We start from the raw sequence: 14,421 nt of genomic DNA, 5'->3' as shown, positions 1-14,421 counted from the left end.
CACACGCCCGTCACCCAGCCCCCGCACCCCCCTTCCCCCGGTCCCGCCACGCCTCGTGGTCCCGCCGGGGCAGCCCCTCGTGGTCGTGCGGCTGTTCCGCGTCCGACCCGCACAGTTCCGTGTTGAGTTCGCGGACGAGGGCGTCGAGGTCGGTGGGGCGGTCAGGGGTCCACCAGTCGCCCAGGAGGTCGGCCAGGGACGCCTCGCGGGCCTGGAAGAGGAGCTCGGCCACGCGGCGGCCCTCGTCCGTGGGGACGAGGGGGAGGCCCTCGCGGCGGGCGAGGCCGCGGACCTCGAGCTGAATGGCGGCTTCGGTGACGGCGCGCAGGGGGACGTCGACGCGCTCGGCGAGAAGAGACGGCTCGACGGAGCCGTAGCGGTTCATGCGCAGGAGCATCCAGCTCGCCGCGGGCCGCAGGTCGAGCCCGGCCCGTTCCGTGATCACCTCGTAGATCTTCTTGCGGCCCTCGCGGCTGCCGAGGAGGGACAGCGCGCGGGCGACCTCCTCGTGGGAGGAGCGTTCGACGGGGTTGCTGGAGATGACCTCGCTCGTGTCGGGGGCGGTGACGCTGCCGCGCAGGGGCTCCTCCTTGAGGAACCAGGCGAGGACGAAGGCGGCGAGGGCGGCGGGGACCGCGTAGATGAAGACGTCGGTGATCGAGTCGGAGTAGGCGGCGAGGACGCGCGCCCGCTCCCCCGGCGGCAGGGTGGAGACGGCGCGCGGGTCGGCCTGGAGCCGGTCCGCGCTGACGCCGGGCGGCAGCTTCGCGCCGGCGAGGGCGTCGGCAATGCGCGGCCCGAGCATGTTGGCGAAGATCGTGCCGAAGATGGAGACGCCGAAGGAGGCGCCGATGGAGCGGAAGAAGGTGGCTCCGGAGGTGGCGACGCCGAGGTCGCGGTAGGCGACGGCGTTCTGCACGATCAGGACGAGGACCTGCATGACGAGGCCGAGCCCGAAGCCGAAGACGAAGAAGTAGCCGCTCATCTCGGCGGTGCTGCTGGCCGGTTCGAGCCGGTGCAGAAGGAGCAGGCCGACGGTCATGATGAAGGTGCCGGCGATGGGGAAGGCCTTGTAGTGGCCGGTGCGGCTGACGATCTGGCCGGAGGCGGTCGAGGCGATGAGCAGTCCCGCCACCATCGGCAGCATGTGCACGCCGGACAGCGTCGGCGAGACGCCCTGCACGACCTGCAGGAACGTCGGCAGGTACGTCATCGACCCGAACATCGCGAAGCCGACGACGAAGCCGATCACCGAGCAGAGCGAGAAGGTGTGGATGCGGAAGAGGCTGAGCGGCAGCACGGGCTCCGCGGCGCGCCGCTCCACGACCACGAACGGCACGAGCAGCACCACGCCCAGCACCCCGAGTCCGATGATCTGCCAGGACTTCCAGGGGTACGTGACGCCGCCGAGCGAGGTCATCAGCACCAGGCAGGTGGCGACGGCGGCGATGAGGAACGTGCCGAGGTAGTCGATGCGGTGCGGGGTGCGGCGGACCGGGATGTGCAGGACGGCGGCGATGGTGAAGAGGGCGACGACGCCGATGGGGAGGTTGATGTAGAAGACCCAGCGCCAGCTGAGGTGGTCCACGAACAGGCCGCCGAGCAGCGGGCCGAGCACGCTCGTACCGCCGAAGACCGCGCCGAAGAGGCCCTGGTAGCGGCCGCGGTCGCGGGGCGGGACGATGTCGCCGACGATCGCCATCGACAGCACCATGAGCCCGCCGCCGCCGAGGCCCTGGAGGGCGCGGAAGGCGATGAGCTCGCCCATGTTCTGGGCGATGCCGCACAGCACGGAGCCGAGCAGGAAGATGACGATGGCCGTCTGGAAGAGCTTCTTGCGCCCGTACTGGTCGCCGAGCTTGCCCCAGAGCGGGGTCGCGGCGGTGGAGGCGAGCATGTACGCGGTGACGACCCAGGAGAGGTGTTCGAGGCCGCCGAGGTCGCTGACGATCGTGGGCAGCGCGGTGGAGACGATCGTCTGGTCCAGGGCGGCGAGCAGCATGCCGAGCAGCAGCGCCCCGATCGCCACGAGGACGGTGCGCCGGGGCTGTCCCTCGCCGGGTACGGAGGCGGGCTCCGGCGCTGCGGCCACGGAGGGGCCAGGGGTGTCGTCCGCCATGGGCGCTCCCGGGTCTCCTGGGGTCTCGCGGGGCCCCGCCGGGTCTCCTGGACGGCGGGGCCTCTTCCATCGTGGTCCCGATCGGCGCGTCCGGCCCGCCGGGGTAGGCCATTGGCAGCGCGCGGGGAAGCAGCCGTGAAGTCCTACGGGGGTCAGCCAGGGGACTACGGGAGCAGCCGTGAAGTCCTACGGGGGTCAGCCAGGGGACTACGGGAGCGGCCGTGAAGTCCTGTGGGCACCGGCCAGGAGGTCCCGTTGGGAACCGCCGGGAACCGCCGGGAACCGCCGGGAAGCCCTGCGGGAGTCGCCGGGCCGCCCGGCCGGCGCGGCGCTTCCCGCCCCCGCCCGCCGGCACGGGTTGGCATGAAAGGCCCGACTTTTTGTATCGTGGGGAAACAAAGTGGTTCCGCCCGTATTCCCTGACCGGCGGGCGGGACCGCTTGTCTCCCTCCCGCGCGCCCTGGAGTCCGCCGATGCAGGCCAACGCCCCCGCCGCCACGACCACGCTGACCGCCCGCGCCCTGCTCCTGGACATGGACGGGACCATCGTCAACTCCGACGCCGTCGTGGAGCGCTGCTGGCGCGGCTGGGCCGCCGAGCAGGGGCTCGACGGCGACGCGGTGATGAAGGTCGTCCACGGCCGTCAGGGCTACGCCACGATGGCCGTGCTGCTCCCGGACCGCCCGATGGAGCAGAACCACGCCGACAACCGCCGGATGCTCGCGGCCGAGACCGCCGACGTCGACGGCGTCGTGCCGGTCGGCGGCGCCCCCGCCTTCATGGCGGCCCTCGCCACCCTCCCCCACGCCCTGGTCACCTCCGCGGACCGCGCCCTGGCCGAGGCTCGCATGGGCGCGGCGGACCTGCCCATGCCGGAGGTCCGCGTAACCGCGGAGTCCGTCGGCGCGAGCAAGCCGGACCCGGAGGGCTTCCTCAAGGGCGCCGCCGCGCTCGGCTTCGAGCCCGCCGACTGCATCGTCTTCGAGGACTCGGAGGCGGGCATCGCCGCCGGCCGGGCGGCGGGCATGCGCGTCGTCGGCGTCGGCCCGCGCGCGGCCGCCCACGCGCCGGACGTGGCCGTGGCGGACCTGACGCAGATACGGGTCGAGGCGTCGGCGGACGGCACGATCACGCTCCACATAGCGGCGCGGTAGGGCCCCGCCGGGGCCCGTTCGGCATGCCGGCGGTCACGGTGGCGGCGGCTGCGGTGCCGGTGGTTGCCCTGGCAGTGGTGACAGCGGCAGATCGCAGGCACTGGTTGCCGTGGTCGCCCGTGCCGCCGGGCCCTCACCACAGTGGCTGGTCCCCGTTGCGGCGGGCAGTTCCTTGCGCCGCAACGGCGAGCAACCACGACGGCGCTCCCCGGCGGTGCCGGACCACGCCACGGCAACGGCGGACCGGACGAACGCCGGCCCGCAACCAGCCTCGTACAGAACGTCGGCCCGCGACCGCGTCGTGCAGAGCGTCAGCCCACGACCACCTCGTACAGAGCGTCAGCCCGCGACCGCCTCGTACAAGCTGAAGCCCGCCAGTCCCAGCATCACCACCGCCGCCACCCTGGTGACGATCGCCAGCGGTACGTACTTCATCAGCGTGCGCCCGCCCACGATGCCCAGGCCCGCGACGGCCCACAGGGCCAGCACCGCGCCGAGGCCCACCGAGAGCGGGTCGTCGTAGCGGGCGGCGAGGTTGGCGGTCATGATCTGGGTGAGGTCGCCGAACTCGGCGACGAGGATCAGCATGAAGCCCGCCCCGGAGACCTTCCAGAAGGACTGGTCGGCGGGCTTCCGGAGCTCCTCGTCGTCCTCGTCCTTCTTGAAGAGGAGCATGGCCGCGCCGGCGAGGAAGAGCAGGCCGACGACGCACTGGACGAGGCGGTGCGGCAGCAGCGACAGGACGCTGCCGGCGGCGATGGCGAGCGCGACGTGTACGGCGAAGGCCGCGGCGACGCCGGCGAAGACGTAGCCCGCGCGGTAGCGGGTGCCGAGCATGAGGCCGGCCAGGGCGGTCTTGTCGGGCAGCTCGGCGAGGAAGACGACGCCGAAGGCCAGGGCGGCGACGGTGAAGCTGAACACGTGGTGAATCCCTCAGTCGGTCGGGTGCTGCCGCACCGAGGGGACCTGCACGTTTCCGCACGTTTCAGGGGTCGCTTCGGCACGGCAGCGTCATGGACACTGCGGCCGAAGGTCTCGCTGGCCGGCCCGTACGGGACGGGCGGCCTCCGGGCGCCGGCCGAGGCGAGCTCGGCAGTATGTCGACGGTCCGGCGAAGAGCTACTCCCCTTCTGCTCCCCCCAGGGTACGCGACGCCCGCCGCTTCCCTCCTGCGCTCGCGTCCGCCCGGTGCAGCCGCCCCCGCGCCACCAGCTCCAGCACCACCGCGACCGCCACCACCTGCACCGCCATCAGCGCGACCAGCACGAACAGCTGCACCGCGGCGGCCGGCAGCGGCGACGCCCCGCCCAGCAGCATGCCGACGAACGCCCCGGGGAGTGTGACGAGCCCCACCGTGCGGGTCTGGTCCAGCCCCGGCAGGAGGGCGTCGGACGCGGCCGGGCGGGCGATCTCCAGCCGGGCGTCGCGGTCGAGCATGCCGAGCGCCAGGCCGGCCTCCACCTCGCCGTGGCGCGTGTGGAGCTCGTCCAGGGCGCGCCGGCCGGCCAGGACCGTCGCGGTCAGGCCGCCGCCGATGAGGATGCCCGCGACGGGGACGAGCGCGATGCCGTCGACCGGCACGAGGCCGGTGAGCACCAGCAGCACGAGGACCGGCAGCACGGCCGCGCCGATGGGCAGGGCCGCCCACCACCACGTGCGGTTGCCGGTGATCCGGCGCCCGGCGGTCCGTACGGCCACGGCGTACATCAGAGCCACGAAGCACAGCAGCAGCGGCAGGGCCCGCACCACCCAGCCGATCAGCGCCGAGACCACGGCGAGTTGGGCGGCGGCGCGCACCCCGGCGACCGCGACGGAGCGGGCCCAGCCGCGGCCGCGCGCGTCGGCGAGGCGGGCGGCCGCGGCGATCGCCACGGCGGCGGCGAGGAGGACGGCGAGCACCACGGCGAGGGTGGCGTTGACGGGCAGCAGCACTGCGGCGGCGAGCACGCGGCCCACCCTAGGCGTGCCGAACGGCCGGTTACCGGCGGTCGCATGGCGGCGTGTCAGGAAATGCCGGGACGCTGCGCCGATCGGGTTCAACGTCACGTGAATTGACCCTTGCCTTGTCATGATCGCGTCGTCACCCTGTTACCTGGCGACCACCCCCCGGAAACCGGACGCCGCGATCCTGGCCGTTCCCGACGGCCGAAGACCCCCCACTCCACAGGGAGTTCCCATGCCCGCACTGCGCACCCGTCCCGCCGCGCGCCGTCTCTACGCGCGTCGCACCGCCGTGGCGAGCGGCCTCGCCGCCCTCGTCGGCTCGCTCGTCCTGGGCGGCGGCACGGCCCACGCCGCCCCGCCCACCCCGCCGGACGCCGCCACCGTGCGCGGCTACCTCACGGAACTGCAGGTCAGCCCCGAGGGCTCCATGGACGGCTACAGCCGCACGAAGTTCCCGCACTGGGCCACCCAGTCCGGGGAGTGCAACACCCGCGAGGTCGTCCTCAAGCGCGACGGCGAGAACGTGCAGCAGGACGCCAAGTGCGCCGCGGTCTCCGGCACCTGGGTCTCCCCCTACGACGGCGCCACCTGGCACGACGCCCAGGACATCGACATCGACCACATAGTGCCGCTGGCCCAGGCCTGGCGCTCGGGCGCCAACGCCTGGACGACCGAGCAGCGGAAGGCGTTCGCCAACGACCTCACCCGGCCGCAGCTGATCGCCGTGACCGACCGCGTCAACCAGGCGAAGGGCGACAAGGACCCGGCGCAGTGGATGCCGCCGCTGAACTCCTACGCGTGCACGTACGCGCGCATGTGGGTCACGGTCAAGCACTACTACAAGCTGACGGTCGACTCCGCGGAGAAGGACAAGCTCACGGCCGTCCTGAAGGGCTGCTGAGCCGGAGCCGTTGAGCCGCTGAACCGCGGCTGCTGAGCCGCGGCTGCTGAGCCGGGACGGCGCAACAGCACGAACAGACGAACAGACAGAGCGCCCCGGGGCGGGCCGGATCCACATCCGGCCCGCCCCGCCGCGTTCCCGCCGCGTTCCGCCGCGCGTCGGACCGCCTTCCCGCCGGGTGTCCAGCCGGGGTTCCAGCCCGTTCCCGGATTTCCGGCATGTGACAAAGTCGGTCCATCGGTCCTTGAACTTGCAAGTATCGATTAGGGGTACCTAACCTGGGGGACCTCATCGTTCCTGTCCCCGATACGAGGAGCCCCTCATGCCCCCCACGCCCGCCACCGCCTCCCCCTCGGCCCCCGCGAGAACCGGCGCCGCCGCGACCCCCGCCCTCACGGAGCGCCTGGACGCGGCCCGCCCGTACGTCCTGTCCGCCTTCCGGGTCGTGATCGGCCTGCTCTTCGCCTGCCACGGCATCGCCTCGCTCTTCGGCGTGCTCGGCGGCGCGGCCGGCACCCACGGCGGCACCGTCGCGACCGGCCTCTGGCCGTTCTGGTACGCGGCCGTCATCCAGGCCGTCGCCGGCATCCTCGTGCTGCTCGGCGCGGGCACCCGCAGCGCGGCCCTGATCGCGTCCGGCTCCATGGCGTACGCGTACTTCGACATGCACCAGAGCGGGGCGCTGTGGCCGATCCAGAACGGCGGCGAGCTGCCCGTCGTGTTCTGCTGGGGCTTCCTGCTGCTCGTCTTCACCGGCCCGGGTGCGCTGTCCCTGGACCGGCTCTTCTCCCGCCGCGGGTGATCTGCGCCATTTTCCCCTCCCCCGCTCACACGTCACACACGCCCCAGGCGTACGCTGTGCGGTTGTGAAGGCCGCCCCTGCCGCTCCCCTGCGACGTCGCGGCGGGGGACCGTACCGGGAGATCAGGACGTGCTGGAGCAGTTGGGGGCGTTGGCCGACACCCCATGGATCTACGTGATCGTCAGCATCTCCGTACTCCTGGACGTCTTCCTCCCCGTGCTCCCCAGCGGGGTCCTGGTGATCACCGCGGCGACCGCCGCCGCGGGCACCGCGGCCGACGCGGTCGGTGACGCGGCCCGCGGCCACGCCGGCTTCCCCCAGATGCTCGCGCTGGTCATGTGCGCCGCGACGGCATCCGTCCTCGGCGACATGGTCGCCTACCGGCTCGCCTGGCGCGGCGGCGACCGCTTCGACCGGGCCATCGCCCGGTCGCGGCGGCTGACCGCCGCCCAGGAGAAGCTCGGCACGGCGCTGCTGCGCGGCGGCGGCCCCCTGGTGGTCGTCGCCCGCTTCGCACCCGCCGGGCGGTCCGTGGTCAGCCTCGGCGCGGGCGTGATGCACCGCCGGGTGGCCGAATTCCTCCCCTGGTCCGCCCTGGCCGGCCTGACCTGGGCCGCCTACAGCGTGAGCCTGGGCTACTTCGGCGGCCAGTGGCTCGGCGCCGGCTGGATCGGCACGGCCGTCTCCTTCCTCGCCCTGTTCGCGGCGGGGGCGGGCGCGGCGTACGTCGTGAAGCGGCCGCGAGAGGCGTAGCGCGGTTCCGGTCGCCCCGGTCGCGGCGGCCGCGCGTTCCGCCCGCCTCCCGGCTTTGCGGCTTCTCGCCGCCCGCGGCGGAAGGAAAGAGCCGCCGCGACGGCAAAGCGGCCCAACGGCGGGAGTCCGGCGGAATCCCGCCCCCACCGCAGCCGCACGTTCCAGCAGGGCCCGATACCGCAACGACCGTACGTCCGGTCGGCGAACGGCGGACCCCCGCGTGCCACCCCCGCACGAGGATTGGTACGGACCAATACCTGCCCCGGCTACGCCGCCGGACGAGCCGCCTCCGCCCGCAGCACGCGCGCGCAGTGCCGTGCGTATCTCCGCTGGAAGGCCGGCACCAAGGGCCCGGCGGCCCGCGTGAACCAGCGCGCCGGCCGGCTGAACGCCGTCACGGCCAGGCGTACGTCCTCCGCCCCGTCGAGAGTGACGACGAAGGACTCCTCCCCGCACTCGGGATGCCCCGGCAGCGTGCCGTAGGCGAAGCCCGCGCGGCGCTCCTCCCGTACGGTCCAGACCACCGCGCACGTCCCGGAGGCGCGCAGCGGGCCGAGGCCGAGGGAGACGTCCACGGTCACGCCGGGGGCGGCCGGGAGGGTGCCGGCGGGCACGCGGATGCCGGCGGCGCGGTGCAGGCGCCAGGAGAGGACCGCGTCGGCCGCCGCCTCGAAGACGGGCCGGCCGCGGCCGACGTACCCGACCTCGTGGAGGTGGTGGTAGCCGGCGGGCAGCGGGAAGCGGGCGGTGGCGCCGGCCTCCGGATAGGTGAGGCCAGGGGGCACGTGTGTCATCTGTTCCAGTATGCGGCCGTGCGGCGCGACGGGCGTGGAGACGGGCGGCGGCCCGGCTCCGCGAGGGAACCGGGCCGCCGGACGGGCGAGGCTCAGTGAGCTCCGGGGCTCATCGAACCGTGGTGAACACTCCCTTGTCGTCCTTCTTGAAGGCCGACAGGCCGTTGGCCCACAGCTGGTTGACCCTGCTGCTCTCGGCGCTGTTGGGGCGGGTGTTCTGGCAGGACGTGCCGGGGCCGCCGCCGGACATCAGCTCGCTGCACGGACCGGAGTAGTGGTCCGGCAGGCCGAGCACGTGCCCGGTCTCGTGCGCGGTGACGCGGGTGGAGTTGTACTGCTGGTTCTGCCGGTAGTCGAGGAAGACGTAGCCGCGGCCGTGGCCGTCGGTGCTCGCGTAGGAGCCGCGGGAGTCGTTGCCCTCGTAGTAGCTGAAGTCGGCGTTGCTGCCCGCACGCAGCTGGACGTTGCGCACGGAGCTGTTCCAGATCTGCGCGCTGGCGGCTATCTGGGAGGCGAAGCTGGGCGCTCTGCTGGCGTCGTAGGTGACCGTGACGGCCCGCAGGCCCGGCGACTTCGCGGCCTTGGCCTGCGCCGACTTCATCACCGCGTCGAAGAACGCCTTGTTGTCGGCCTCTTCGGCCGCCGAGCCGGCGTACGACGACTGCACGGTCTGCGATCCCGTGGCCGCCGGGGCGGCGGCGGAGGCGGGAACCGCCGTCATGGCCGCCGTGAGCCCGAGGCCGATCGCCGCCGACAGCACCATCGTGGAGCGTTTCATGTGGGGGACTCCATTCGTGCCGAGGACGTCCGTTGCCGGCTGGTGGGTGTGCCGACCGGATGTCCGTCGGGTGAACTGCTGGTCCCCGAGAGTCTGTGACGAGTTATCAGCGATACGGATGATGCCAACTGGCCATAACACCAGCCAATCACCTACCCTGCCCCGCCATGTGCCTGGTGTGACGTGCGGGGCGCGGATATGCTCCCCCCGTGGAGCTCGAGGTCAGGCACCTCCGCGCGCTTTGCGCCATTGCGGATGCGGGAAGTGTGCGGAAGGCCGCGCTGCAGCTGGGCATGACCCAGCCCTCGCTCACCACCCAGCTCCGCCGCATCGAAGGAGCCGTCGGCGGCCTGCTGTTCACCCGCGGCCAGACGGGCAGCCGCCCCACGCCGCTCGGCCACTCCGTGCTCTCCCGGGCCCGGCCCATCATCGCCGAGATGAGCGCGCTCATGGCGGCGGCCCGTGACGCCGCGGCGGGCGCGGGCGGGGCCCGGCTGCGGGTCGGCAGCCTCGGCGGACGCGTCGTCACGGGCTGGCTGCGCCGCCTCCACGCCCGGCTGCCCGACACGGACGTCGCCATCCACATAGAGGTCTCCGCGGGAACGTTGCTGCAGCTGCTCGCGACCAACCAGCTCGACGCCGCCTTCGTCCACGAGACCGAGGGCTTCCCCCTGCACATACCGCCGGGCGTCGAACAGCGCGTCCTCATGACCCGGGAGCCGCGGTTCGTCGCCCTGTCCGTCACGCACCCGGCGGCCGCCCACCCCGTGGTCGGGATCGCCGAACTCGCCGACGACGCCTGGATCGTGGACCCCGCGGCCGACCACGAGTGGTCCGCCCTGCAGCGGGCCTTCACCACCGCCGGGATCGACCCGCGCCTCGTGCACGTCCGCGACACCACCACGGCCGCGGACCTCGTCGCCTCGGGCGAGGCCGTACGGGCCTGCCAGCCCACCGCGGAGGCCGGCCCGGGAACGGTCCTCCGCCCCCTCTACGGCGACCCCCTCACCGTCGAACTCTCCCTGACCACCCGCCCCGGCGCGCTCTCCGTCCCGGAAACCGACGCCCTCTTCTGCGACTTGGCCGACGCCTACCGGTCCCTCGCCTACGCCAACCCGACGTACCGGTCGTGGCTCCACAGGAACGGCGGCATGCTGCCTCTGCCGTGACCGGGCCCTCCGGGCGTCCCCCGGCCCCGCACGAAAACGCAGGAGCCCCGCACCGATCCCGGTAAGTTCGATCCGGCAACCGCCGCGTAGCAGTCCAGGGCTCCCCATCAGGCGTCGACCGGTGCGCGTCCGACCGCCCGAATCCGTCGGCGCCCACGCTTGTTGATGTCGGCTGCTGATGTCAGCCTGGCGTCAACTGAGGTGTCCTGCTCCACCTAGGGCGCTGCCCACAGACGCTCTAGTGCGTTACTCCACGGAGTGCACTGATGAGAGTTGCAGCGGCCCCTATCAAGGTCGCAAGAGTCATGAGCCAAGCGCGTGCGGTATGGCCCGGAGGGGGCGACACAGTAGGGTCAGGACGTGGGCTTGGCTCTGCCGGGTTGGGCATGTCCGTCATAGACGTGACCTCCTAACTCCACCACCCTCGGCACCCTCCGGGGGCCCGCGCCGACTACCGCGCCCGCCAGGAACGCCGCGAACGAGGACTCCCCGACCCCGACGACACCCCCGAAGCCACCACCCTCGTCCTGGCCCACTGGACCTACGCCGGACAAGGACACGCCCCCGGCGAATCCTGGCTCGCCGCCACCATCGCCCAAGACCTCAAAACCAACCGCGATACCGCACGCGAAGCCCTCGCCGAACTCGACCCCGACGACGCAGAGGGGGACTGGTGACGGGCCTCGTTGCCTATGATGCCCCGAAGATTCCCCGCCCCGCGTACCGTGGGATGGCAGCGTGCAGGCGGCCTCTGCTGGAGGAGGAACACACCATGACCGCGAAGCGATGGACGATCGAAACGATCTGCGACGCCCTGGGCAGTCCACCGGCGAAGCAGCGCTTCCTGAGCGAGATCAACCGCGCCCCGGTACACGAGATCGTCACCGTGTTTGCGAAGTGGCAGCAGATCGCTGAAGACATCAGTGCTGCCGTCGAGCGCGGCCGGGAGCTCGCGCGAGTCGAAGCGGAGACCGGGGAGGTCCCCGGCGAGTGGATCGACGTGACCGACCGGATCCAGGCCGAAGCCGCCGCCGCGCGATCCCGAGGGGCTGCCTGATGACCTTCCGGCTGAAGTACGGGCACGGCACCGAGGCGGTTCACGATGCGATGCCACCCGAGGCAAGCGCGCAATTAGCCGTGGCCTTAGCCGCTGCCTGTGATGACCCCTACGGGGCCACCCACGTCTACGGGGAAGACGACGGCGTGATGCGCACTTTGGTGACGGATCACGCCATCGCTGTGCTCCTCGTCGGCCAGCAAACGAAGACACTGACAGTCCTTCAGCTCAACTACATCGGCTGACACCTGCGCCTCGCTGCCGTATGCGACAAAGACCCCGAAGCCTGATCGCTTCGGGGTCTTCGCGCTGGTGGGCACAGACGGATTCGAACCGCCGACATCTGCTTTGTAAGAGCAGCGCTCTACCGCTGAGCTATGCGCCCTGGCACGAGGTGACAGCCTACATCGACCTGCCGGGGTCCCCGCAAACGCAGGGCCGGGGGCCCGTGCGGGGGTTATCCCCACCCCTTTTCCGGTAGCGGGCTTCATCGTGCCCGGCCGTGATCCACTCCTACGCTGATCCCGTACGCGGCGCCTCTGCCGCACCTCGCCGACCTGCCCCACCGGAGACCCGATGAAGCCCCGCACCCGTTCCGCCGCCGTCCGTATCCCGCTCGTCACGGTCGGTGTGCTGATCGCCGGAGCCGTGCTGACCGGGTGCGGGAGCGCCGACGCCGGCGAGGCGACGCCGGAGCACAAGGCGTTCGCGCTGGCCGGGAAGGAGCTGACCGTCGAGTCCGACAACTCGGCGCTGGAGCTCGTGCCCGCCGACGTCAAGGGCGTCCAGGTCACGCGGTGGTTCTCCGGATGGACCCTGGGCGGGACCACGAAGGTCACCTGGGAGCTCGACGGCTCCGTCCTCAAGCTCAAGGAGCAGTGCTCCGGGCTGAGCACCGACTGCGACGCCCGGCACAAGATCGAGGTGCCGCGCGGTGTGAAGGTGACCGTCAAGAACGACAACGGCGAGGTCAAGGCCCGCGGCTTCGATACCGACCTCGACATCCGCTCCGGCAACGGCGCCGTCCGCGTCGAGGACAGCAGCGGCTCCCTGCGCCTCCACAGCTCCAACGGCACCCTCACCACCAGCGGCGTCACTTCCCGCCAGGTCAAGGCCGACACGGACAACGGGGCCGTACGGCTCGCCTTCGGCCGGGTCCCCGACCGCGTCGAGGCCGGAAGCGACAACGGCAGCATCACCGTCGACCTGCCCCGCGCCCCGTACAAGGCCGAGGGCCGCAGCAACAACGGCAAGGTGCGCGTGGACGTGCCGCGCGACGACAGCAGCGCCCACGTCGTCACCGCCCACAGCAACAACGGCGAGGTGAAGATCCGCCTCGCGGACTGACGGGCAACTGACCGTCCCGTGTGTTCGTCCTTACCGGGTGGGAGAATGGCATCCGGCCAGGGGCGATCCATCGGGAGAGGGCAAGTGACGGCGACCTTCGCACAGTCCGCACGACCGGCGCACCGCCGTTTCCGGGCTGCGGGGGCCCGCACCGCCGCCGCCCGCGACGCCCTCGCCCTCGTCCTCCTGCCGCTCCCCCTGCTCGCCGCGGCCCTCGCCACCGCGCCCGCGGCCTTCGCCGGCGGCGGCACCCGCCGCTGGGGCTGGGGCCGCGGCGAAGGCCAGCGGGCGGACGCCCAGGCCGCGAAGGACGCCGCCGCGGCCGCCTTCTACGAGCTCGACACCGCCCAGCGCGAGCTGCGGATCTCCATCGAGACGATCACCGCGGTGGACTCCTCCCCCGCCGCCCGCAAGGCCGCCGCCGACTTCGCCGCCTTCGGGCAGCGCATCGACGAGGTCTCCCACGCCTACATCACCGCCGTCGACTCCCACGACCTCGACCGCGAGGACCTCGACGCCGGCGCCGCCGCCCGCGCCCGCACCGACCTCACCAAGGCCAAGGACGAGCTGCTGCGCGCCAAGGCCGACCTGGAGCGGTTCGGGCAGGGCCTCGGCCCGCTCCTGAGCACCGCCGAGGAACAGCTCTCCCGCCTCGCGCCCGCCGTGGAACGCGCCCGCCAAGGCCTCCTCGCCGCCACCGTCGCGCTCGACGCCGCACGCGGCGCGGGCCTGCGGGCCGACGGCCTCGCCGCGCGGCTCGCGGCGCTCTCCCCCGAGCTCACCAAGCTCAACCAGGGCGCCGGGCAGCACGGCGTGCCCGACACGCTCCGGCGCGCGGAACGAGTCCTGCAGGAAGCCGGGGCCGTACGGGCCGAGGCGGAGGGCCTGCCGGCCAAGGTCGCGGAGATCGACAAGCGGCTGGTGTCCCTGCGGACGCGGGCCCAGGCCCTGACCACCCGCGCCTCGGGCGTCGAGCCCGTCCTCAGCGAGCTGCGCCGCCGCTACAGCGCCGCCTGCTGGCAGGACCTCCAGCAAGTGCCCGAGGAGGCCCAGCGGGCCGTCGCCCAGGCCGAGGAGAAGCTCGCCGAGGCGCGGCGGGCGCGCGACGAGCAGCGGTGGCCCGACGCCCAGGCCCTGCTCTCGACCGTACGGGCCGTGCTGAGCACGACCGACGAATCCGTCTCCGCCGCGGCCGACCGGCTGCGGCGACTGGACGAGGTGTCCTTCGACCACCAGCAGGAAGTCGAGCGCACGCGCTTCGCGATCCGCGACGCGCAGCGGCTGGCCATGGCGGGGCGCAGCACGCCCGACCCGCGGCACGCGGGGCCGCTGGACGCGGCGGTGGAACGGCTGGACCGGGCCGTGGCCGGGCTGGAGGGGCGGCACCCGGACTGGTGGCACTTCCTTACGGAGACGTCGGCGGTGCGGGGTTCTGTTTCCCGGGTGGTTCAGGAGATCCGGGGGGAGCGGGGCCGGTAGCGGGTGCGTCCGGGTGCCGGTGGCGGGGGCTCCGGGGTGGGGGTCCGGGGCCGTATATTTACGGGCCCTTTGCCGCGGCCTCCAAGGGGGCCCCGGTATTGGGCCCACAAATACACGTCAGCGC

General features: G+C 72.7%; 14 protein-coding genes, 1 tRNA gene and 1 pseudogene. 10 read left to right on the top strand and 6 right to left on the bottom strand.

The genetic code is table 11. From position 1 onward, the window contains the following. Positions 1 to 10: 10 nt before the first annotated feature. Positions 11 to 2,119: an MDR family MFS transporter gene (locus IF61_RS0102305; protein WP_052392344.1), complete on the bottom strand. Its 2,109-nt coding sequence runs from the start codon at positions 2,117 to 2,119 to the stop codon at positions 11 to 13. A 473-nt stretch (positions 2,120 to 2,592) separates the two neighbouring features. On the opposite strand from IF61_RS0102305, the gene IF61_RS0102300 reads away from it, so the two are divergent. After that, positions 2,593 to 3,273 carry an HAD-IA family hydrolase gene (locus IF61_RS0102300; protein ID WP_030364476.1) on the top strand — a complete coding sequence of 227 codons (681 nt, stop codon included), beginning with the start codon at positions 2,593 to 2,595 and terminating at the stop codon, positions 3,271 to 3,273. A 339-nt stretch (positions 3,274 to 3,612) separates the two neighbouring features. On the opposite strand, the gene IF61_RS0102295 is transcribed toward IF61_RS0102300, so the two are convergent. Further along, on the bottom strand, positions 3,613 to 4,194 hold the full coding sequence (locus tag IF61_RS0102295) for a TMEM165/GDT1 family protein (RefSeq protein ID WP_030364475.1): 582 nt from the start codon (positions 4,192 to 4,194) through the stop codon (positions 3,613 to 3,615). Positions 4,195 to 4,392: 198 nt separating this feature from the next. Continuing rightward, positions 4,393 to 5,205 carry an ABC transporter permease gene (locus IF61_RS0102290; RefSeq protein WP_052392362.1) on the bottom strand — a complete coding sequence of 271 codons (813 nt, stop codon included), beginning with the start codon at positions 5,203 to 5,205 and terminating at the stop codon, positions 4,393 to 4,395. A 244-nt stretch (positions 5,206 to 5,449) separates the two neighbouring features. On the opposite strand from IF61_RS0102290, the gene IF61_RS0102285 reads away from it, so the two are divergent. The 3 genes from IF61_RS0102285 (at position 5,450) to IF61_RS0102275 (ending at position 7,673) form a co-directional block, all read left to right on the top strand. Beyond that, a complete protein-coding gene (locus tag IF61_RS0102285) occupies positions 5,450 to 6,118 on the top strand; it encodes an HNH endonuclease family protein (RefSeq protein WP_030364473.1) in 669 nt (222 codons plus the stop codon). A 322-nt stretch (positions 6,119 to 6,440) separates the two neighbouring features. Continuing rightward, positions 6,441 to 6,920 (top strand): DoxX family protein, encoded by a 480-nt coding sequence (locus tag IF61_RS0102280; protein ID WP_078659925.1) that lies wholly within the window; start codon positions 6,441 to 6,443, stop codon positions 6,918 to 6,920. A gap of 129 nt (positions 6,921 to 7,049) precedes the next feature. After that, entirely contained in the window at positions 7,050 to 7,673 is a 624-nt protein-coding gene (locus IF61_RS0102275; RefSeq protein ID WP_030364471.1) for a DedA family protein, read from the top strand. 266 nt (positions 7,674 to 7,939) lie between these two features. On the opposite strand, the gene IF61_RS0102270 is transcribed toward IF61_RS0102275, so the two are convergent. Beyond that, positions 7,940 to 8,467 carry a DUF1990 domain-containing protein gene (locus tag IF61_RS0102270; protein ID WP_030364470.1) on the bottom strand — a complete coding sequence of 176 codons (528 nt, stop codon included), beginning with the start codon at positions 8,465 to 8,467 and terminating at the stop codon, positions 7,940 to 7,942. Positions 8,468 to 8,576: 109 nt separating this feature from the next. Then, positions 8,577 to 9,245, bottom strand: coding sequence for a snapalysin (gene snpA / locus IF61_RS0102265; RefSeq protein WP_043187574.1), 669 nt, complete (start codon positions 9,243 to 9,245; stop codon positions 8,577 to 8,579). 209 nt (positions 9,246 to 9,454) lie between these two features. Between snpA and IF61_RS0102260 the strand changes: the two genes are divergently transcribed. The 4 genes and pseudogenes from IF61_RS0102260 to IF61_RS0102250 all read left to right on the top strand — a co-directional run bounded on the left by IF61_RS0102260 (position 9,455) and on the right by IF61_RS0102250 (position 11,716). After that, a complete protein-coding gene (locus tag IF61_RS0102260; RefSeq protein ID WP_030364468.1) occupies positions 9,455 to 10,414 on the top strand; it encodes a LysR family transcriptional regulator in 960 nt (319 codons plus the stop codon). Between the two features lie 414 nt (positions 10,415 to 10,828). Next, a pseudogene (locus IF61_RS36785) lies at positions 10,829 to 11,091 on the top strand (replication initiator); the annotation flags it as partial. 95 nt (positions 11,092 to 11,186) lie between these two features. Next, positions 11,187 to 11,471: a hypothetical protein gene (locus IF61_RS0102255; RefSeq protein ID WP_030364467.1), complete on the top strand. Its 285-nt coding sequence runs from the start codon at positions 11,187 to 11,189 to the stop codon at positions 11,469 to 11,471. Further along, positions 11,471 to 11,716, top strand: coding sequence for a hypothetical protein (locus IF61_RS0102250; RefSeq protein WP_030364466.1), 246 nt, complete (start codon positions 11,471 to 11,473; stop codon positions 11,714 to 11,716). Before IF61_RS0102255 ends, IF61_RS0102250 begins: the two co-directional genes overlap by 1 nt. A 65-nt stretch (positions 11,717 to 11,781) precedes the next feature. Here IF61_RS0102250 and IF61_RS0102245 read toward each other — a convergent pair. Continuing rightward, positions 11,782 to 11,856, bottom strand: a tRNA-Val gene (locus IF61_RS0102245). 191 nt (positions 11,857 to 12,047) lie between these two features. Here IF61_RS0102245 and IF61_RS0102240 point away from each other — a divergent pair. Further along, positions 12,048 to 12,818 carry a DUF4097 family beta strand repeat-containing protein gene (locus tag IF61_RS0102240; RefSeq protein ID WP_030364465.1) on the top strand — a complete coding sequence of 257 codons (771 nt, stop codon included), beginning with the start codon at positions 12,048 to 12,050 and terminating at the stop codon, positions 12,816 to 12,818. Positions 12,819 to 12,902: 84 nt separating this feature from the next. Further along, positions 12,903 to 14,297 (top strand): hypothetical protein, encoded by a 1,395-nt coding sequence (locus IF61_RS0102235; RefSeq protein ID WP_030364464.1) that lies wholly within the window; start codon positions 12,903 to 12,905, stop codon positions 14,295 to 14,297. Positions 14,298 to 14,421: the final 124 nt, after the last annotated feature.

Source organism: Streptomyces roseoverticillatus (genome assembly GCF_000719265.1).
Lineage (GTDB): Bacteria > Actinomycetota > Actinomycetes > Streptomycetales > Streptomycetaceae > Streptomyces > Streptomyces roseoverticillatus.
Note: the sequence above shows the minus strand (reverse complement) of the source record. Positions and strands in the feature narration are given on the sequence as shown.